This window comes from Pseudoalteromonas sp. S8-8 (assembly GCF_000497875.1).
In the GTDB taxonomy this organism is placed as follows: Bacteria; Pseudomonadota; Gammaproteobacteria; order Enterobacterales; family Alteromonadaceae; genus Pseudoalteromonas; species Pseudoalteromonas arctica.
Genome location: NZ_AUTR01000063.1, coordinates 1 through 20,100 on the forward strand (window position 1 = coordinate 1; position 20,100 = coordinate 20,100).

17 protein-coding genes and 1 pseudogene are annotated in these 20,100 nt (G+C 39.9%); 8 read left to right on the forward strand and 10 right to left on the reverse strand.

From position 1 onward, the window contains the following. Positions 1 to 9: 9 nt before the first annotated feature. Positions 10 to 1,335: an IS4 family transposase gene (locus L659_RS0118965; RefSeq protein ID WP_024589914.1), complete on the reverse strand. Its 1,326-nt coding sequence runs from the start codon at positions 1,333 to 1,335 to the stop codon at positions 10 to 12. Positions 1,336 to 1,501: 166 nt separating this feature from the next. Then, a complete protein-coding gene (locus L659_RS0118970) occupies positions 1,502 to 2,722 on the reverse strand; it encodes an alkaline phosphatase family protein (protein ID WP_024591549.1) in 1,221 nt (406 codons plus the stop codon). A 163-nt stretch (positions 2,723 to 2,885) separates the two neighbouring features. Between L659_RS0118970 and dgt the strand changes: the two are divergent. Next, positions 2,886 to 4,351, forward strand: a pseudogene (dgt, locus tag L659_RS01000000123090) (dGTPase). A 70-nt stretch (positions 4,352 to 4,421) separates the two neighbouring features. After that, positions 4,422 to 6,089: a hypothetical protein gene (locus tag L659_RS0118980; protein WP_024591550.1), complete on the forward strand. Its 1,668-nt coding sequence runs from the start codon at positions 4,422 to 4,424 to the stop codon at positions 6,087 to 6,089. 317 nt (positions 6,090 to 6,406) lie between these two features. Here the strand turns inward: L659_RS0118980 and L659_RS0118985 are convergent, their stop codons facing one another. From L659_RS0118985 to L659_RS0118995, 3 genes are all read right to left on the reverse strand, one after another. After that, positions 6,407 to 7,285 (reverse strand): bile acid:sodium symporter family protein, encoded by an 879-nt coding sequence (locus L659_RS0118985; RefSeq protein WP_024591551.1) that lies wholly within the window; start codon positions 7,283 to 7,285, stop codon positions 6,407 to 6,409. Between the two features lie 257 nt (positions 7,286 to 7,542). Beyond that, positions 7,543 to 8,124, reverse strand: coding sequence for a uracil-DNA glycosylase family protein (locus L659_RS0118990; protein WP_024591552.1), 582 nt, complete (start codon positions 8,122 to 8,124; stop codon positions 7,543 to 7,545). 150 nt (positions 8,125 to 8,274) lie between these two features. After that, positions 8,275 to 8,631 carry a VOC family protein gene (locus L659_RS0118995; RefSeq protein ID WP_024591553.1) on the reverse strand — a complete coding sequence of 119 codons (357 nt, stop codon included), beginning with the start codon at positions 8,629 to 8,631 and terminating at the stop codon, positions 8,275 to 8,277. 232 nt (positions 8,632 to 8,863) lie between these two features. On the opposite strand from L659_RS0118995, the gene L659_RS0119000 reads away from it, so the two are divergent. Genes L659_RS0119000 through L659_RS0119010 form a run of 3 tightly spaced genes read left to right on the forward strand, consistent with a single transcriptional unit; the run spans position 8,864 to position 11,135 of the window. After that, complete coding sequence (locus L659_RS0119000) at positions 8,864 to 9,205, forward strand: hypothetical protein (RefSeq protein WP_024591554.1); 342 nt, start codon at positions 8,864 to 8,866, stop codon at positions 9,203 to 9,205. After that, positions 9,202 to 10,803, forward strand: a complete 1,602-nt coding sequence (locus tag L659_RS0119005; protein WP_024591555.1) for a PepSY-associated TM helix domain-containing protein — start codon at positions 9,202 to 9,204, stop codon at positions 10,801 to 10,803. Before L659_RS0119000 ends, L659_RS0119005 begins: the two co-directional genes overlap by 4 nt. Continuing rightward, positions 10,800 to 11,135 carry a DUF3325 domain-containing protein gene (locus L659_RS0119010; protein WP_007583595.1) on the forward strand — a complete coding sequence of 112 codons (336 nt, stop codon included), beginning with the start codon at positions 10,800 to 10,802 and terminating at the stop codon, positions 11,133 to 11,135. The genes L659_RS0119005 and L659_RS0119010 overlap by 4 nt, the downstream gene beginning before the upstream one ends. Before the next feature lie 209 nt (positions 11,136 to 11,344). Here L659_RS0119010 and L659_RS0119015 read toward each other — a convergent pair whose 3' ends face one another. After that, complete coding sequence (locus tag L659_RS0119015) at positions 11,345 to 11,866, reverse strand: lipocalin family protein (RefSeq protein WP_007376693.1); 522 nt, start codon at positions 11,864 to 11,866, stop codon at positions 11,345 to 11,347. Positions 11,867 to 11,996: 130 nt separating this feature from the next. Between L659_RS0119015 and L659_RS0119020 the strand changes: the two genes are divergently transcribed. The 3 genes from L659_RS0119020 (at position 11,997) to L659_RS0119030 (ending at position 13,628) form a co-directional block, all read left to right on the forward strand. Next, positions 11,997 to 12,452: a YaiI/YqxD family protein gene (locus L659_RS0119020; protein ID WP_007376692.1), complete on the forward strand. Its 456-nt coding sequence runs from the start codon at positions 11,997 to 11,999 to the stop codon at positions 12,450 to 12,452. Position 12,453: 1 nt separating this feature from the next. Next, positions 12,454 to 13,017 carry a DUF6942 family protein gene (locus L659_RS0119025; protein ID WP_024591556.1) on the forward strand — a complete coding sequence of 188 codons (564 nt, stop codon included), beginning with the start codon at positions 12,454 to 12,456 and terminating at the stop codon, positions 13,015 to 13,017. Positions 13,018 to 13,235: 218 nt separating this feature from the next. After that, complete coding sequence (locus L659_RS0119030) at positions 13,236 to 13,628, forward strand: ACT domain-containing protein (protein WP_024591557.1); 393 nt, start codon at positions 13,236 to 13,238, stop codon at positions 13,626 to 13,628. A gap of 151 nt (positions 13,629 to 13,779) precedes the next feature. Here the strand turns inward: L659_RS0119030 and L659_RS0119035 are convergent, their stop codons facing one another. From L659_RS0119035 to L659_RS0119050, 4 genes are all read right to left on the reverse strand, one after another. Continuing rightward, positions 13,780 to 14,436 carry a class I SAM-dependent methyltransferase gene (locus tag L659_RS0119035; RefSeq protein ID WP_010552879.1) on the reverse strand — a complete coding sequence of 219 codons (657 nt, stop codon included), beginning with the start codon at positions 14,434 to 14,436 and terminating at the stop codon, positions 13,780 to 13,782. 28 nt (positions 14,437 to 14,464) lie between these two features. Next, positions 14,465 to 18,115 carry an SbcC/MukB-like Walker B domain-containing protein gene (locus L659_RS0119040; protein WP_024591558.1) on the reverse strand — a complete coding sequence of 1,217 codons (3,651 nt, stop codon included), beginning with the start codon at positions 18,113 to 18,115 and terminating at the stop codon, positions 14,465 to 14,467. Beyond that, a complete protein-coding gene (locus tag L659_RS0119045; protein ID WP_024591559.1) occupies positions 18,112 to 19,359 on the reverse strand; it encodes an exonuclease SbcCD subunit D C-terminal domain-containing protein in 1,248 nt (415 codons plus the stop codon). Before L659_RS0119045 ends, L659_RS0119040 begins: the two co-directional genes overlap by 4 nt. A gap of 78 nt (positions 19,360 to 19,437) precedes the next feature. Further along, positions 19,438 to 19,674, reverse strand: coding sequence for a hypothetical protein (locus L659_RS0119050; RefSeq protein ID WP_002959190.1), 237 nt, complete (start codon positions 19,672 to 19,674; stop codon positions 19,438 to 19,440). Positions 19,675 to 20,100: the final 426 nt, after the last annotated feature.

Below are 20,100 nucleotides of genomic sequence, written 5' to 3' on the forward strand. Positions count from 1 at the left end.
TAATGCCAGTCAGTTAACAGCTGACTGGCTTTTTTTATTGGGGTATTTACTGGGTTTTGGTTTCACACACCTCGGATACGCCCGCTCCCGTTTTATCGGCAATATGTGATATTCAACTTGAGCTTGTAATTGCTCTATTGATTTAGGTATCCGTCCTGCATTTTCTATAAACATTGTATGAATAAGGTTAATAATACTAATAGCACACGTCGTAAAACTCAGGTGTTTTGCATATATCCCAGATTTTTTCTGCGCCATTTTCACCATCTGGTATCGGAGCAAGTTATAGCTCAACATTACGCCCCATAATTCTTGCGCTATCATCTCAGGTTTCTTGCTGCGTAGCGTAAAGTGACTATTCAGTAAGGTTTGTTTCATTTCTCGATAACCAAGTTCAATTTCCCACCGATCACTATAGAGGTCAACAATTTCAGCCTTAGGGAAACGCATTGGGTCTGTTAATGAAGTGAGTATATTCACCTCTTTCCCCTTAACCGTTTTTGTGACTAGCCTAACTTCAATGCTCTCTGGTAAATCGTCGAACTTTTTTCTCGCTTGTGCTGTTGCTTTTAGCTTGATGAGTTTGTCTTGACGACCTAGAGAGCGAACAATTTCATATTGCGTGCCTTTTCTCATCGGTTGAAGCCAATGCCTATTTACCCCAGCATGATGCCAACGATTGAGTAAGCCTAGAGAATAGAAGCCTCTATCAAATAACGTCAGTGAGTTATCGGGTGTTGCCTCGATTAAGTCTTCAGCCAACACCATTTCACTAGTACGACAACTATCAAAGGCGCTCCCCATTAATAAATGACTAGTTAACTCCATCAAACACACCATGCGAACCTGAGGGAAGGCCGTGTCACCATACTGATTTTTCCACATGGAGAATGCATGTTGATTTTCAGCAGTATCCGGTGTGCGCCAAATGACACCATCAACACCCAGTAGTGATAGCCCGCACCATGTGGGATGGTTCGCATCAGCATTCCACATTTGCTGACTTTGCTCAAAAACCTGTTTAACGGCATCAGCCCCAAGCCGCTGCCTAGCCTGTACAACCGCGCTGGGCGCAACGAGTTCTTTTTTACCTGGTAAAGCGAGCCCTAATTTACTGACAATACTCCACAGTGGGTCTTCACGATAAAACGACATACAAATGACTGTCCAAACGGCCATCTCAACAGGAAGCCTTCTTTTCCTTATCGTCGCGACACCTGCGGTTTCTGCGCATTGTTTGATAAACTCAGGGCATAAAAAATCACTCAGTTGACCTAAGCCTTCTGAATTGGGTGCGTAGCTATTGGCTAGAGAAAGTGCGGTAGTGAGTTGCAAAATAAAAGGCTCCTGAATAAATTCAGAAGCCTTTATAAACTAACCAGAAGATCGGTCAATGGATCGTTAAATATTTCTTAACTGATCGGCATTAGGCTAAATAGCCCACTTTAAAGTTTTAACATGTTCTTCCCTGCAGAGCGCTTACGCGCTCTTTTAGATTAAGCTAATGCACAACGATTTTTTGCTTAATTGCTGGCATTAATGTTTTACCATTGCCATCTACTTTGTTTAACAATTTAAGTCCCATCACTTTTGCCAGTACTGGGTAAATATCAAGATTATTTACTTCTTTAAGGCTTACACCTTGTTTAAATGCAGGGCCTACAGCAATAAATGATGCTGCCATATCCTCGGTATATGCATAACCGTGAGTCCCTAAATAGGTTGGTTTTTTACCATTGGTAAATACCGCTGGCGCTGTAGTTTGCACCACAATATCGCCTACGCGAGTGCCTTTATTGTAATGATACGCTGCTAATTGCTCGTCAGTTAATACTGTATAACGACCGTTTGACGCATCTCGTAAACGTGCTTTGTAACCTTCAATATCAGCGTTTTTAGCATCAGGCTGAGTATAAATAAGTAAACGTGGACCAGTATTTTTAACTAAAAAGTTTTCATCTTGAGGCAGTGTGGTTACATCAATGCTTTTATCTGGATCTATACTCGTCATACCATGATCCGACACAATAACTAAGTTTACCTCTTGCTCTAATTTACTTAAGCGAGTTTGTAATTGCCCCATTAATTCATCAAGCTGTTTAACTGCATCACGCGTTTGTGGTGCGTCTGGCCCAAATTCATGGCCCATGCTATCAACTAGCGAAAAGTAACTCGCAATAAAACGTGGGCGCTGTGCTTTTGGTAAACTTAACCACTGAATAATTTGATCAACACGGCTTTGGTAATCGCTGTATTTAGAATAGTGATAAAAGTAATCTGGTGTCATGCCGTTAAATAATGCATCTGACTCAGGCCAAAAATAAGTAGCCGATTTAAGCCCCTGCATTTTTGCTAAATTCCAAAGCGGAATACCCTTTACCCATGTGCTATCGCCTAATGCTTTGCCCATGCTGTAACAGTCGTTCTTACGCGCTTTATCACAAAAGCTATTATCAACAATGCCATGGTTTACCGGCAGTAAGCCCGTAATAATAGAAATATGATTAGGAAACGTTTTAGTTGGATAAACAGGTATTAGCTTTTGTGCGCGAACACCGCGCTCGGCCATTGCTTTTAAATTTGGCGCGCCGTGTTTTTCAATATAATCCCAACGCAGGCCATCAATTGATACAAGCACCACAGTTTGCTCTTTTGCAGCAAATGCGCTGTTCATTCCTAACATTAGGCAAATTGATACTGCCTTTAAAATCCACTGTTTCATTATAAACACCTATAAATGCACAACAATTACTCAAAAAATTATTTTAAAGCAAGTTGTTACTTTATGATACAAACTGATAGATTAAACCCTGTATATTAAAGACAAATGACTATGTGCTAAAAACTATGCCAGTCATCAATTGTAAAAAAGGACAAGTATAAAGATGACCATAGATTTTAGTAAAAAAATAACGCCAGCACGAATGTACCGCACAACCTCTAACTTACAGATGGCGCTAGAAAGCGACCGTGGACGTATTATTAACAGTGCCGCTATTCGCAGGCTGCAGCAAAAAACACAAGTGTTTCCGCTTGAGCGCAACGCAGCTGTGCGCTCTCGCCTTACCCATTCGCTTGAAGTACAACAGGTTGGTCGTTTTATAGTGCAACGTATTTTTGCTAATTTAAGCTATGAGCAACAAAAAGATTACGGCTTAACCGACCTAGAGCGCCCACTAGAAAGCTTAGTAGAAATGGCCTGCCTAATGCACGACATAGGCAACCCACCGTTTGGACATTTTGGCGAAGCGGCTATTAACCACTGGTTTAATAACAACCTAGCAAGCGTAACACCCGAACGCTGTAAAGAACCAAACACCGGTATAGGTGTTGTTTTTAAACACCTTGCGCTCGATATTTGTAACTTTGAGGGCAACGCTCAAGGCATACGTATAATTCATTCTTTGCAAACGCTTAATTTAACCTACAGCCAGAGTGCTGGTATTTTAAAATACACTCGCCCTGCTGGGCTTGATGTAAAAGACACTCCGCAAAATAAAAACTATTTAATGAAAAAAGTAGGTTACTACTACAGCGAAAAAAACTTTGTTGAAGCGCTACAAAAAGAGCTCACTATTGAGCCTTACTGCCGCCATCCTGCAAGTTACATAATGGAAGCCGCCGACGACATTTCGTATTGCCTAGCCGACATAGAAGACGCCGTAGAAAAAGACATAATAAGCACTGAGTTGCTGTGCGAAAAACTTAAAAGTAGTTACAAAAAAGTATTAATAAATCTATTAATCGACGACGCTCAACATCAAAATTTTGTAGACAAAGCCGTAGACTACGCACTAGAGCGTGCACAAGCACAACCCTATAATTTTAATAGTGAATTTTTTATATACCTGCGGGTTGCATTGCTACATCCGCTAGTAAATCACGCCGCAAAACGCTTTATCGAAAATATAGAACCTATTTACCATGGCGATTTTAACCAAGCGCTTTTAGAAGATAGAAGCCATCTACATGCAGTAACTAAAACACTAAAGCAGGTAGCGCTTGAGCATGTATTTTCAAACAAAGAAGTCGAAAAATTAGAGCTACAAGGGTATCGCATAATTAATGGTTTGCTCGATTGCTATAAACCATTACTGCTACTAAACAAGGATGACTTTAAGCGTGCACTAAATGGCGATTCACGTTTATTAATAGAGTCGCGACTTATTAAAAAGCTCTCTAAAAAGCACTTAAATAGTTACCAACACGCAATAGATGCGATGCAAGAAGAGCCCGATCACTTTGCGGCATACGAGTTTTATTATCGTTGTAGATTAATCCAAGATTATATAAGCGGTATGACCACCAATTTGCTTACGATGAATATCGCAGCCTTATGGTTATTGATTAGTTGTATTACTCTGGATAATTTTTAATTTTGCGCTTAAAATCAAACTATTAATATTTAAGCGCATAACTTCATGATATCAAAACTAATTAGATTTACCCTTTGCTTTGCCTTATTTTATAGTGCGCAAAGTGCTGCATACAACGAAGCTATGTGCATTTTAATTAAACAAGAAATGCAGCAAAATAGTAATAATAAAGCGAGTCAAAAATATCGTAAAGCTGCGCGTGATTACAAAAACAACTGTAATAAGCCAAAAGAAATTCAAGCACAACCTAAGCCTCAAATAATAGAGCCTGAGCCGACTATTATTACTCAGCCACAACCTAAAATTGTTGAACCTGCCCCTGTAATTAAACCTACTGAAGAAGCTGTTAAAGAAAGCATCAACGAGCAAACCCTTAATTTAACTAATGATCAAAAACAACAAATAAACGATCAGCTAAATACCAACAGTAACGAAATAGTAATTGATGCAGAGCCAACAAAAGCAGCACCCGAGCAAGTAGTTACAGAGCAAAAAAACGAAGCTGTGATAGAGCAAGTAAAACCGGCGACGCCAGAGCAAAGCGTTCAACCTGCGTCTGAAAAGCCTGTACTTGTAAAACCAGCACCGGTGTTAACTAAACCAGCGCCTGTAATTGCGCCGCAACCTGTAGCACAAAGCCCAAGCTCGTTACTTTTACCCACTTTAATACTTGTTATAGTGGTACTTATTGGCGCTATGGTAGTCGTGCGCCTGCGCCGTGCAAAACAAAGTAAAACGATGGCAGAACCGACTATAGCGGCTCCACCTGAAGTTAAATCAGAAAAAATTGCTACGCCAGCTAAACCTGAAATTAAAGCAACAAAGCCAGTACAAACAACAAAAGAGCCAAAGATTGAGCCTGTCGTCATTAACGAAGCAACTCAAAATAATAAAGCAGTTGAGAGCAGCGTAGCGACAAATGAAGAGTCAGTGGAACCTACTAACACAGCGCAAAATACTGATATTGAACATACAACAACGCAGATCTCAGATGAGCAAAACAACGTAGTTACTCCATCGCAAACAAGTGAAATTGAGTCTGCACAAATGGAGCCAGCAGATACTTTAGAGCAAACAAGTACCGCTACGTTTAACGAAGTAAAACAAAAACCAGAGCCTAATACCGCCGAGTTTGAAGCCGCCGCTAAAACAACCTTAGAGCGCATTAAAAATGCCAGCAGCTTTAATGAGCCAGAGGTACGCGACTTTGACCCAGATGCAAAGCCAGTAAAAAAACAACGTAAGCACTATACAGCGCAAGTAACGGAATCTTCGCCAATAGAAGCCGAACATAACACTGTAGAGCCGGTTATTACTACTCCTGAGTCAGTAACAGCGAGTGAGCCGGTTATAGATTTACACGCTCCAGAGCAAATATCTGACGCTCAATCGACTACGTATACAACCGAGCAAGACTTTAAAGAACCAGAGGTGCGTACATTTAACCCAGATGCCCCGTTACCTGGTGAAAAGCCGATGCCTAAAAAAGAAGACGCGATACCTGAGCAAGCACAAACAACACCGCTAGTTAATGAGCCAGTAATTGAGCCTAAAAAAGCGGACAGTAACAATCCATTTGCTAACTTATCGTTGGACTCAAGCTGGGATCCTGACTCGGCTGAAAAGCCCAAAATAGAAGAGAAAAAACGCGCCCCTAAATCACAAGCATTAATAGATGCAGAAGAACGCGCTAAAAACATGCAAACCAAATAGTAAGTTTTAAAGTAGCGCATCATATTTGAGGCGCTGTTTTAGTAACCAAATAATTAACTGTTTTTCACCGTATTACTTACACTCTTATCCCATCCTAAAATGCGCCTTAGTAATTAGAAGCTTCACTCCTCGCGCAAACAAGCTCAGCCCCTAGTGCAATATTCAAGCTTGAGAGTCTTTTGTGAGCCTACAATTTGTTGACGCGATGGGTGCTGAGCATACATTTAACAGGTGGTATTTTTAGACTGGAGTTTACGGCTACGTTATCCGCAGCCATAAATTAAAGTAACTTGGTCAACATGCCCTAATTAAAAGTCCTAGTTAACAGCCCTAGCGGTACGTTTATTTTTAAGCTTTAACCCGCCAATTAATAGCAGTGGCCCTATAAACATAGCAAGGCCATACACGCCACCGGTAACCGCGTATTCTGGTTTATTCAAAAAGCTAATAGCAATTAAAATAGCTAACGATGCATTTTGAATTCCAACCTCAATTGAAAGCGTCAGCGAATCAGTTAAATTTAATTTTGAACACTTAGCAATTAACCAACCAACAACCATTGAACCAATATTAAGTGCTATGCACGCCCAAAATACATCGTTAAATGAGCTAACTAATAAATCGCGCTCTTTTATTACTAGTGCGGCAATCATCATAAGCATAAAAAACAACGAGAAGCGTCTAAAAAACGGCTCTGCTTTAATGGCAAAATCACTTTTAAAGTGACGTAACCAAATGCCTATAGCAACTGGCACTAAGGTAATAAAAAATAGCCCTAATGAAGTAGTTAAAATAGAAAAAGTAGCATCGTCTGCTGGGGCAAACTGACTCATAGCAAAGCCAATAATAAACGGTGTGGTTATTATACTAATTGCGGTAGAGGCAGCGGTTAAACTTACCGAAAGCGCTAAATTAGCTTTAGCAAGCTGGCTTACTACATTTGACATAGTACCGCCTGGGCAGGCAGCTAATATCATTAAACCAATAGCGATAGGCGTTGGTAGGTTAAGTAAATAACACAGCCCTAATGCTAATAAAGGCATTGCTACAAGTTGGCCTATTAAACCCATAACAATGGCAAGCGGGCTTTTAAATAGACGAGTAAAATCGTTTGTTGTGAGCCCAAGACCCATACCAAACATAATAAGTGCAAGAGCGAGCGGAAGTATTACTTCAGTTAATATAGATGCATTCAAATTAAACAGCCTCGTTTGTTATTGTTTTTAATTGGAGTGTTAATTTTTAAGTTAACTGTATACCAATTCGCTTAATTAAGTGATCTATTTTGAGGATGGAAAAACGTGTTGATAGCTAGGCAAAAAATTCGCTATTTAGTTGTTCTAAATGAGAATTTTTTAACACAGGTAGCGACACGTTTAGCCCCGCAAAATGATTAAGTATTATTGCGGATTGGTATAACGCCCCTTTACAATAAATCCTAATGCTAGAAGCATTACTTATTTAAAATAGTAGCAATGCGTTTACCCAGTTCTGGAAGTACATCTTGCTCAAACCATGGATTCTTTTTAAGCCATATATTATTACGCGGACTGGGGTGTGGAAGCACTAAATAATTTGGCCAATACTCACGCCACGATTTTACTAACTCCGTAAGTGGCATTTTTTTAGTCTCCGGTAAGTGATACGCCTGCGCGTATTTACCTAATACTATTGTCAGCTCAATATTTGGTAGTGCAGCCAATAATTGCTCGCGCCATGCTGGGGCACATTCTTTTCTCGGTGGTAAATCACCCGACTTCCCCCTACCCGGGTAGCAAAAGCCCATAGGTAAAATTGCTATATTATTAGCGTCGTAAAATTCATCACGTGTTAGCCCAAGCCATTCTCGTAGGCGGTTTCCGCTTGCATCGTTAAACGGCACGCCTGTTTCGTGAACTTTTATACCCGGTGCTTGGCCTGCGATTAAAATACGTGCGTTTGGGTTAAATTGTATTACAGGTCGAGCCCCTAAAGGTAAATGAGGATCACAGATCACGCATTTACTAACTTGGTCTATTAATTGGTGACTATTCATGTTTATTTGGCCTTAAATGCTTAATTTTCATCCTAAATGGCCATTTAGGATAAATGAGTTGGTAAAAAATCGGTTTATTTTATCTAAAATGGCGATTAGTTAGTAAAATCCTGATCTTTAAGCCTAAATGCCCTACAGCCCTTATAGTACCTAGTGTTCTTTCGCCCATACCGCAAATTCGTTACCACTTGGTTCTGTAAAGTGAAACCGACAACCGCCAGGAAACTCAAAAATAGGTTTTAATATTACTCCGCCAAATGTCTCTACTTTTTTAAAGGTTGCGTGTATGTCGTCGCTATAAAAAATAAGTAATGCTGCCCCATGCTGAGTTAGTGATTTTAATGGAGCCTGAAAAATCCCACCATCTAACCCCTGCTCACTAAACGCCGTGTATTCTGGGCCGTAGTCAGTAAACTGCCAATTAAATACATGACTAAAAAAGGCCTTAGTTGCGGGTAAGTCGCATGCAGGAAACTCTACGTAATTTAGTTTTTCGTGATCGCTCATCGTTATTTCACTCTTTATTTTTACTCAGTTTATTAACCTTAAGCTTTACATACAGCCTGTGCAATATCATTAAACAATAACAGATCAGTATTTTACTAAGTAATTAAGTAAGTAAGCATAATTTACTTAAAAGTTAATGACTACAAATGAGAATAGCTATCTTTTGTATTTGTAACATATATAATAGCGCCTTTGTTTTATCCTCAGCTTTAAATAAAGGGATTAATTAACTATGCAGGCACCTTTGCACAGTGCGCCATTCGATAAGGTTAACGTAATTGCGCTTATAGTAAAAAGCGTAAGCAGTTATCGAGTTTTGGTATTTTTACGTTTTTTTATTGCCATAATTGGTGGCTATGCCTTTACCTCTGCAAGTATTGCGTTATTAAGTTTTGTATTGCCAATAGCTAAGCAAGACGCTGTACTGTTTAGTGTTTCAATCAGCATTTTAATTTATGCCGTAGTATTTATTTATGCCTTTAGCGTTAAATCATTAAGAAAAGTGTGGATCAGTATTTTACTAAGTACAGGTGCGTTTATCGGATTGCTTGTATTACTAAAGGGTTGGGTATGAAAGACAGCTTTTTTAGATCGATGACTTGGTTACACACTTGGGTAGGGTTACTCGTTTGTTGGTTATTATATTTAATATTTTTTGCGGGAACACTTAGCTTTTTTAGAGATGAAATAACGCTGTGGAATCAACCTGCCATACATAATGTACAAGCCCAAACACAGCGTATAGAAGCGCAAAAGCAGCAAATAATTACAGGGTTCGATTACCTAGCTAGCCATGGTGCTAGCTCACCAAACTGGCGTATTACTCTGCCTGAGCCGCGTATTCCTTATTTAATTTATGGTTATGCAAAGCCAAAAGAGCCAGGCCAGCGCCGCAGCCAGTTTAAAAACACACAGTTAAACCCTAATACCATGAAAGAGCTTGAGCCCTTTGTAGATACTAAAGGTGGTAACTTTTTTTATCGGCTGCACTATGATTTACATTACATGGATGCAATAACCGCACGCTGGATTGTGTGCTTTGCTAGCTTTTTTATGCTAATTGCCATTATATCGGGTGTGGTTATTCATAAGCGTATTTTTAAAGATATGTTTAGTTTTAGACGTAATAAAGGTAGCCGTACATGGTTAGATGCCCACAATTTAAGCTCTGTGCTTGCCCTGCCTTTTCATTTAATGATTACTTACACGGGCATGATTACGCTCATATTTATGTTGTTTCCCTACCCTGCGCAAACGTCTTACGATAACGGCATGCGTGGCTTTTTTAACGATGTAACCCCTCGCAACACCATGACCGATAAAGCCGAAGGCGAATCATCAATGGTGCCGATTCAAAGCATTTTGGATCAGGTTTATACTAAGTGGCCTCATGCAGATATTACTCGCGTACAAGTTAACCAACCAAATATGGCAGCTTCAACAATTACCGTATTGGTAAGCGCAGGTAAAACACTGCGTGACCAAGCACCACGCTTAATATTTAGTGGTGCTACAGGGCAAATGGTTGCTAAAACTGATGACGAGCTAACTAGCAGCAAAGCGCTTTACGAATCACTTAATTCAATGCATACAGGGCGTTTAGCTACGTGGTTACTGCGTTGGTTATACGTATTAGGCGGTATTGCAGGCTGTGTAATGATTGGCTCTGGCTGTATTATGTGGGCTAAGCGAATTCGCGAGCGAACTAAAAATAACGTTAAACCTTCGTTTGGTTTAAAACTAGTTGAAGGGTTAAACCTAGCCACTATTATGGGACTTCCACTGGCAACGTGTGCATTTTTTATTGCTAACAGACTACTTAGCCCAACTACCGCAGAGCGCGCCGATAAAGAAATACTCGCGTTCTTTTTAACATGGCTAGCGGTTGCTCTTTTAGCACTTATAAAGCGCGACACACTGCAATGGCGAGTTATGGCAGCTATAAATGCTGTTGCATGTTTAAGCGTACCGGTTATTAATGCACTTACAACTAACGGTAATATAGTTAGCTATTTGATGCACAAACAGTGGGCTTTATTTACTTTTGATGCACTGTTTTTGTTATTTAGTATATTATTTTTTATACAAACCGAAAAATTACGTACTGCTAAAAACAACTCAAAAATAATCAGCCCTAGTCAATCTAATAACCTTAAAAGGCAAAAACCATGATTGATTTACTTGGGTTTAGCCTATGCCTGCTCAGTTTTAACTGTTTTGCGCTGGCTAAGTATAATCATTTTAAAGATGTATTTAAAAAACGCCCTACAGAATCCCAACGTAAAAAGCTGCTATTAGCTGCTTGGATCAGTATTTTACTAAGCTTGGTGCTTTGTATAGTTACTCAAGGTGGATATGGAACATTACTATTTTGCGGGTTTATGAGCCTAAGTGTCTTAATTATAATGGTTTTTTATAATTTTTTAGTAGGCTACGTAAAGTGGTTTAGTGTTTTAAATAGCGTGTTAGTTGTACTAAGTGGGTTGTTTTTAGCATTAAACTAGCCTTAGTTAGTAAAAACGTGATCCGTTACTTTCCCATAGATTAGGCAAAAAAAATGGCAAGCTATATAGCTTGCCAACAATAGGGGATATTCAGTGTTTCCAATACTTACTGTCTCACGGCAAGTACACACAATATAACCATAATATATTTAAGTTACTTTACAGTTAGGTGACTCTTTTATTACTACTGTAAAGGGGCTTTACATTGTTTATTGCTCAACCCAAATTATTTCATCGGTAGCAAAGCCCAACTCTTTAGCTTTAGTTAAAAAGTGTTCTTTAAGCTCTTTGCTAACCGTTGGTGTACGCGATAAAAACCACAAGTAATCTTTGTTGTAACTGGTTATAAATGCATATTGATAATCGGGTTGGTCAAGTTCAAAAATCACGTAAGCGCCATAAAATGGACCAAAAAACGAGACTTTAAAATGCCCGGTGTCAGTGCCCTCAACAAACTTGGCTAAGCCTTCGGCGTCATCCCATTTTTTATCATCCGTTAAATACCCTTTGTTAAGGACCTTTACTGTGCCGTCGTCGTTAATTGAATAAGTCGCGGTAACTTGCTCCATACCTTCTTCGAATGAGTGATTGAGCCGTGCTATTTCAAACCATTTGCCTTTATATTTTTGTATATCAAAGTTTTTAACGGGTGTTATTCCCTCAGGAGGGCTGGTGCAAGCACTAAGAAAAAATAGCCCTGTAATAAGTAAACCGTATTTAATAGCCTTCATGTAAGCTCCTTTTTAAATTACATAAATAGTACGTATTATCTAAATATAGATGGATATAAAGTTTGCTAGCCGATTAAAAAATTTTGCTATAGGATCATATTAATTCTAAAGCAATAAAAATGACCATAGCATGAAAATTTGGGTAGATGCAGACGCGTGTCCTGTTGTTATAAAAGAAATACTTTTTAGAGCTGCAGAGCGTATGAAAATCGAGACTATTTTAGTGGCTAATCACGCAATGCGTATTCCGCCGTCAAAATACATAAGCCGCGTTCAAGTATCGTCGGGGTTTGATGTAGCCGACGACGAAATAGTAAAACGTATTGAAAAAGGCGATTTAGTTATTACGGGCGATATTCCGCTAGCAAGTGAAGTAATTGATAACGGCGGGCAAGCACTCAACCCGCGTGGCGAGCTTTATACCACCGAGAATATCCGCTCAATACTTAACGTGCGAGACTTTATGGATACCATGCGCTCAAGTGGCGTAGAAATGAGTGGTGGGCCGCCGCCACTTAGCCAAACCGATCGCCAAAACTTTGCAAATAACCTCGACCGTATTTTAGCGCAAAACAAGGCTAACTAACTTGAATACCCAATTAGTTGGCTTAGGTGATACGCAATTTAGCGTGGCGGTATACGTAGCAAAAGCGCCGCCAATGCCGTTTTTTGAAACACTTGAATGCCTAGAACCGGTTATAAATGAGCAAATAAATACCATAAACCAGCACTGTGGTAATGGTTGGCGCAAAGTGTTTAACGTGTACGCAAAAGTGCTATTTGCCCTGCCAAGTGAGCATTATTCATTTGCTAAACAAGCCCCTACTTGGCAACAATATCGCGATGAGTATTTACTGCAAAAAAATAGTAAAAACGCCCTGCTATTTAGCGCGCCCAACATTACTATTACGTGTGCAAATAAAGCTACTAGCAATAAAAACCAGTTACACATAATTGCCGGTCGTACGCACGCTAAAAACTTATTACAACAAGGTAAGTTACATGCACAATTTGATTGGCTCGACGACGAGTTTGCAATAGACACCAGTAACAACATTATTGTGTGCCCATATTTTGATTACAGGCAACTAAGTAATATAAAAATTGCGAGATTAAGCGAGCTAGTCGCGCAGCTAAAAATGACTAAATAACCTGAACTCTGGATAATAAATCTATCTCAAGCAGCTATTTTCAGCGCTAACTGCGTTGAATTTACTTGCAATAGGCCAGCTATTGACGCGTAAATTCGCCTTGCTTTCACTGAAAATCTCTGGCTAGAGAAAATAAATTTAAATATCAAAATAATTTAATATGTTAGTAAATATCTTAACCAGAGTTCAGGTTAAATAACACATTGTAAGGAACTACCATGGCCGGAATTTTAGAGTTAAACGAATTATTAAAATCAATGCAGCCAGCGCTTAAGCAAGGCGAGTATATTTTTTGTTGCTTAGCAGGAAAATTGGCTGATTATGTTCATTTAGAGCCACTTGCCACTTATATTGAAGAGGAAGGGCTAACCCTTATTTTAAAAGCTGAAACCGCCGATAAAGCAGGTATTACTTACGAAGGTAAATATAATTTAATTACCCTTAATGTACATTCAAGCTTAGAGGCCGTTGGGCTAACTGCTGCAGTATCTGCAAAGCTCACTGAGCATAATATAAGTGCTAATGTGGTCGCTGCGTTTTATCACGACCATATTTTTGTACAAACAGACAAAGCACAAGCCGCGATGAAAGCGCTTGGAGAGATTGGTTAGGATTTGCTGGCACAGTAATGATTTGAGTGATGTGGGTATTATAGCGTCGGGTGGCGCTTCGCTTAACCGACCTACGTATAAAAACACCGAGTTTGTTCACTCGGTGTTTTTATTGGTGCTAAATAGCGGGTGCTTGTTTAGCTTGTAAAACTTAAACTACATATCCGCTAAAACCTAGCGCTTTAAAATACAGCTTCGGAATGCCAAATTTGCACTCATTTAGCAGTTCGCTAAAGCGCATTCTATCAAGCGGGTAAAACTCATTTTCTAAGTCGTGCCCTGTTTGTGTTTTACCTGTTTCGGTTAAACCCAATTGCGCGCACGTTGTAAGCTGGGCTTCGCGCTCAAATGAAGTTTCAGGGCGCATTAAATCTGCAATATAAAGGTTGGCGTCTTTTTTAAGGCTTCCTTTAATCGCTTTTAGTAACTCTTTTTTATCGCCGTTATCTTGTACAAAATGCATTACCAATAAACATAAAACGGCATCGGCTTTAACCGATAATTTATTAACAGGTCCGTTATGAATATTAACGCGGCTTGCTATGCCTTGCTCATCAAATTGCTGCTTCGCGATAGCAAGCATATCGGCTGATGTATCTTGCGCGGTAAATTGCCATGTAGGGTTTAATGCAGCCAGTGCAAGTACTTCTTTGCCTGTGCCTGCCCCTACTACTAAAATATGCGCATTATCGCTTAGCGTTGCTTTTAGCTGTGCGTTAGTGAGCTGATGTAATAATTCATAACCAGGAACTAAACGGGTTATACGGCTATCGTATTGTGTTGCTTGCTCGCCTGTAAACGTTGGCATTGTATCTCCTTGTTTTCAGTAATGTTGCTTATAAAACTTCAACTGTGGAATATCCACCTGGCTTTTTGGCTACATGCACTTGAGTGGCTACACGCTCGCTCATTTGTGTTACGTGCGATATAACGCCTACTTTTCTGCCTTGTGCTTGCAAAGAATCCAAAGCGTCCATTGCAATGCTTAGGGTTTCGCTGTCTAACGTACCAAACCCTTCGTCAATAAACAAAGAATTGATTTGTACTTTGTTTGACGAAAGCGATGCTAAACCAAGTGCAAGTGCGAGCGATACTAAAAATGACTCCCCGCCTGAGAGTGTATTAACAGAGCGTTGCTCGTCGGCCATGTCGCGGTCAATAATTGCAATGTCGAGTGTTTGCGCTATGGCGGTTAATTCGTAGCGTTTGTTGAGTGTTTTTAAATGGCTGTTTGCATAGTGCAGTAATATTTTTAACGTTTGTGTTTGCGCTAAGTTACGCATGGTTTTACCCGTTGCATCACCCAATACTTTATTAAGCAAGTGCCATTGTTCAACCTGGGTTTTAAGTTTAGTTAACTCGGCTTGTTTGCCTTCAAGCGCCTTTGCGTTTTGGTTGTGTTGCTCAATAGCGGTACTAGTTGCTAGTAATGAATTTTGCAGCTGCGTTTGTTGCTCGTTTAAGCTGCTTAGTTGAGTATTTGAAACCTCTGCACTTTGCGTTGGTTTATCGCTACTGTTGTGTTTTTCAAGCGTAAGTTGCTGCTGTTTTAATGCGGCGTTTGCATCTGTTAGGGCTTGAGTTAACTGCTCGTGCTGAGTTAAATGCGCTTTAATAGTCTCGCTACTAAGCGTTAGTAAAATTTTGACCTGTTCGTGCGTTACATCGCTATATTGCGCTTTAAAGTCAGTAAACCACTGGTTATAACGTGCTTCAAGTGTTGCTAGTTCTTGGCTGTTTTCAAGCAAGCGTTGCTCAACATTTTTAAGCGTTATAGCGTGCTCATCTCGTTGTTTTATAGCGTCGTCATATGCTTTTTGACTCGCTTGAACCTGCGACTGCAGTTGCTCTTGCGCACTTGTAAGTTTTGCTTGGTAGTCGTCTGCACTTATTTGCTCGTTATTAAATAAAGCTAAGCGCTCACTTTGTACAGTGCTTAGTAAATTTTTAGCTTTTACAAACTCTTCTTTGAGTGCTTTTAACGATTGCTCGTTGTTACTTATAAGCGGTGTGAGCTGCTTTATTTGCTCATTAGCTGTGTCTTGACGTTTTTGGCTTTGCTCAAGTTGCGTTTGAGTTTGCTGATACTGCGTAACCTGCTCGTGCAGCTCGCTAAGTTCAAGCGTATTGGCTTGTAGTTGCTGCCAAAAATCACTGTTTTCAAATTGGCTATTAAGCGTTGTACCGAGCTCGTTAATTTGCGCACTTAGTTCGCTATGCTTACTCGTTATTTGGTTTTGCTGATGTGTAAGCTCAAGGTGTTTATTACTAAGTTGCTGCTGTACTTGCTGCTCTGCTTTAAGTGCTGCTAGTAGCTCATTTACTTTAGTTTGCAGTGTACGTTGGCGTTTTTGCTGCTCAAAGTATTGCGCTTTTTGCTGCGTTAATTGCTTATAAGTTGCTTCAAGCTGATCAGGAGGCAAACTAAAAAATTCTGTGCGGACTGCCTGCATAGTGTTGACAATTTCAAGCCGCTTGGTGAGTGCTGTTTGTATTATTTGCTCAAGTTGTCCGTGCTCAGCGGTTAATACGGCATGTTGAGTTTGGTGCTTATGCAGCTCGCTTTGTGCATGGTCAAATTGCTTTTTAGCAGTATTAAAATCATTTTCAAAATCAGTAATTAAGTTATTTAATTGCTGATTTTGATTTACCGCATACGGGTGCTCAGTTGCACCGCACACTAAACAAGGTTCATTAGGGCGAAGCTCAGTGCGTAAATGTTCTACGTTTTCGCTGGCTCTTAAGCGCGCTTGGTTAAGTGCGTACTCGTTGCCTTTAAGCGCTTGCTCGCTGGTTATTAAATGCTGATTAAGTAAAGCATGGGCTTGCTGGCTTTCATTTAACTGCTGATTAAGCACTTGTTGGCGTTGAGTGCTTTGTTTTAGTTCTGCGTTAAATTGCCCGTAACGCTCGCGCTGCTCTTTTAAGTAATCAATACTTTTTAGCTGAGCGTCACAGTGCTCTGCATTAAATTCATTAAGCTGAGTATTTAATGCCTGTAAAGTTGATTGCTCACCACTAAGTGCCACCTCGCACTGCTGCACTTTATTATTTTGCGCATTTAAAAGATCGCTCTGACTTGCAAGCTCGCTATTAAGAGTTTGGCTTTGTGCAAGGTTTGCGGTTAATTGCTGCTGTGCATTTAAGTAAGTATTAAAGCTTTGCTGATAGTAGCTCCAGTCTTTTGCTAAAACGTGCAGCTGTGCATGTTCATTAAGCCATTGCTGGCTTTTAGTTGAGTCGGTTTTAACAATTTCTAGCTCGTTATTGCTTTGTTTAAGCTGCTGTGTGAGCTCATCAAACTGAGTTTGCTCTTTGGTTATTTGCGACTCAGTACCTTTTACAGCTTGAGTTTGCAACGCAATGCTGCTGTCAAGCTCTCGCGCTTTAGCTATAACGGGCGCTGCATTTTGTTTTTGCTCATTGGCGTTATTAAGCAGCTCGGTATGCTTAGCAAGCGCGGTATTACGCTCGTTAATTACCGCTAAATGATCAACGTTTTTAAGTGACGTTATTTGCTGAGTTTGCGCCGTATTTTGATCGGTTAACAAAGTAAAACGGCTGCGGTTATCTTTTATTTCAAGCGCTTGTTTAGCTTGTTTTGCCTGCTCGCTTTGCTCAACGATACTTTCAAGCGCTGAGCTTGCTTGTTGCTGGGTTTGCTGTGCTTGCAGTAAGTTTTGCTCAAGTACTGTAGCTTGCTGATACCAGTTAAGTGCTTTTTCGGTTTTGGATAGCTCTTTTTTAGTGTGTTCGGTTTGCGCTTTTAAATCGGTTAACTTGGTTTGTTGTAGCTCAAGTTCTTCTGGGGTTAACAAAGTATAGCTTTCAAGACCAGCTTTAAGCGCTTCAAGCTTTGCTACTTGCTCTTTATGGCGTTCAAAAATACGCACGCCAATACGGCTAAATTTATCGGTGCCTGTTAAGCACTCTAAAAGTTGCGCTCGCTCATCGCCAGTGGCTTTTAAAAATGCAGCAAACTCATGTTGCGCTAAAAGTACGGCACGGGAGAACTGCTCAAAGTTAAGCCCTATTTTGCTCTCGACTTCTTTTATTGTGTGGCTTTTGTCAGCTATAAGGGTTTCGTCTGGCAGGGTTACTAAAGTGTGCTCTGCTACTTTAAGTTTGCCTGTTACTTTTTTATGGGTTCGTGCAATTGTATAGCGCGCACGATAAAGCTGTTTATCTTGTCCTAAAAAGTCGACCTCGGCGTAGCCTTCCCATGTACCTCTGCGTAGCAAGTTTCGCGCATCATTAAGCTTAATGCTGTCGCCGTTAAACTCAATTAAGTTACCTTTATCACCGCGCAGCCTCGATGTTTTTGTATAAAGGGCTAAACAAATGGCATCTAAAAAGGTACTTTTACCAGCGCCAGTATCGCCTGTTATCGCAAACAATCCTGCATCTTTTAATGGGGCTTTAGTAAAGTCTATTTCAGCGTCAACTATTGAGGCTAAATTATGAATACGAACTGCGGTTATTTTCATAGTTGTTCTTGCTCCGTAAGCTCGTTTATCACGTCACTTAAAAGTGCTTTTAGCTCATCGGGTACGCTTTGCCCTGCCATGTCTTTATCGTTTGCGAACGCTTGTTCTAATAGGTTTAGTGGATTGAGCATTTCAACTTCGCTTAAATCTTCAAATACGGTGTTGTCGTCATTTTGCGCTGATTGCTCACGTACACGTTCAATACCACAAAATTTAATATGCTTACCTTCAAGTGCTTGTTCTATTTGTTCTCTGAATGTTGTGTCGGTATCGCTTGATTTAAGCTTTACACGTAAATAAGGCGCTATTGTATTTTGTGCAGTGTCGAGCGCTTTAATTTGCTCGCATAGTTCGCTTAATGGTACACACTCCCCTTTTGGTAAAATAATTACATCGGCAGAGCGCGGAATGTAAAGGGGGTTTACAGTTGTACTAATATGTTGTTTTTCATCAATAATAAACTCAACAACATTTACTTGGTGCGTGTAGTTACGTTCTGAAAACGACATAGGGATAGGTGTGCCGCTGTAGCGAATAACATCACTTTTAGCGACTTGTTGCGCTTTGTGTAAGTGCCCAAGGGCAACGTAGTTGGCTTGTTTACCAAATACATTGGCTGAAATAGACTCTTCACCACCTATTACTAAGTTACGCTCAGAATCACTTGAGATGTCCCCGCCCTTTGCGTGTAAATGCCCCATAACTATTAATGGTGAGTTTTGCTCGTTTATATTAGTAGCTTGCTCTAGTGCAAGTTCGTAAGCTTTTGAAACGCCTTGAGCATAACTAGGACCGTTTTCGGTTTGGCTAAGTAAACTTACATCACTTGCGCGTAAAAATGGCATAGCGACGATTACAGCGCGTTTACCATTGGTATTTATGGTAATAACAGTTTCATCGGGTGTTGCGACATCAAAGCGCCCTACTACGTGAGTATCAAACTGTGCAAGTAATGGCTGAGCTGCCAAAATACGATTTGCAGAGTCGTGGTTACCCGCAATAATCACTACGTGTAATAGTGGGCATGCTTTTTTGGCGTCTTTAATAAATTGATAAAGCTGATTTTCAGCGCTAGCACTTGGAGTCGCTGTATGATAAATGTCGCCAGCAACTAAAAGTAAGTCTATTTGTTGTTCAACAAGAGTGGCTAATAACCATGTAAAAAAAGCTTGATGTTCAACACGGCGATCGTGTTCGTAAAATTGTTGGCCAAGGTGCCAATCTGAGGTGTGGAGGACTTTCATGTCGCGCTCTTAATAAAACCATAAGAGCGCCAATATACCCAAGGCTGTTAAAGATGCAAGCCTAAGGCATGCATTACGTTAGGTTAAACTGTACCAAGCTGAAAAAACAACCGGTAATGCTAAAAGTGCCATTAATAATGGAATTTTTAACGTTTTAGTTTGTTTTGCGTGTAGCGCCTTTAGTGCGTTAGTTTCGTTGCACGCTGCTACTTTATCGATATAAAAATAACCCGAATCGAGATACTGCTTACAGTTATTCTCACTTGCTGGAATCGCAATTAGTTCTTGTTGTTTTTTTAGGATGTAAAAATCCATAAGCCCACCGCATTTCTTGCTAGTAATCGATATTAATTTGAGGATAAATGTGACGAATTTATTTGCCTCAAATAAAAAGGTTGGCGATTTTAAATATAAACAGCACTAAAGATCAACCTAAAATTACACTATTTGTCATTTATCGTACAAATAGCGAATATTAATGAAGTTCGGCAATATTTGAGCCAATTATTTACTCGTTTCACTGTGTTTTTGTTCAGTAGAAAGGGCTTTTAGGCCATTTTACTTGTTGCGAATTAGTAATACTTATACGTAGGATTAATGGTTTACCTGGTAATGCCAAAGCAATACTTTTTTAGCAATATATATAAAATGAATGATATTTTTTTAAGTTCTGGGACTTTGTATTTAACCGATCAAAACCATTATTAAAACCCAATTTTGTAAACCCCCTTTACAGTTTTT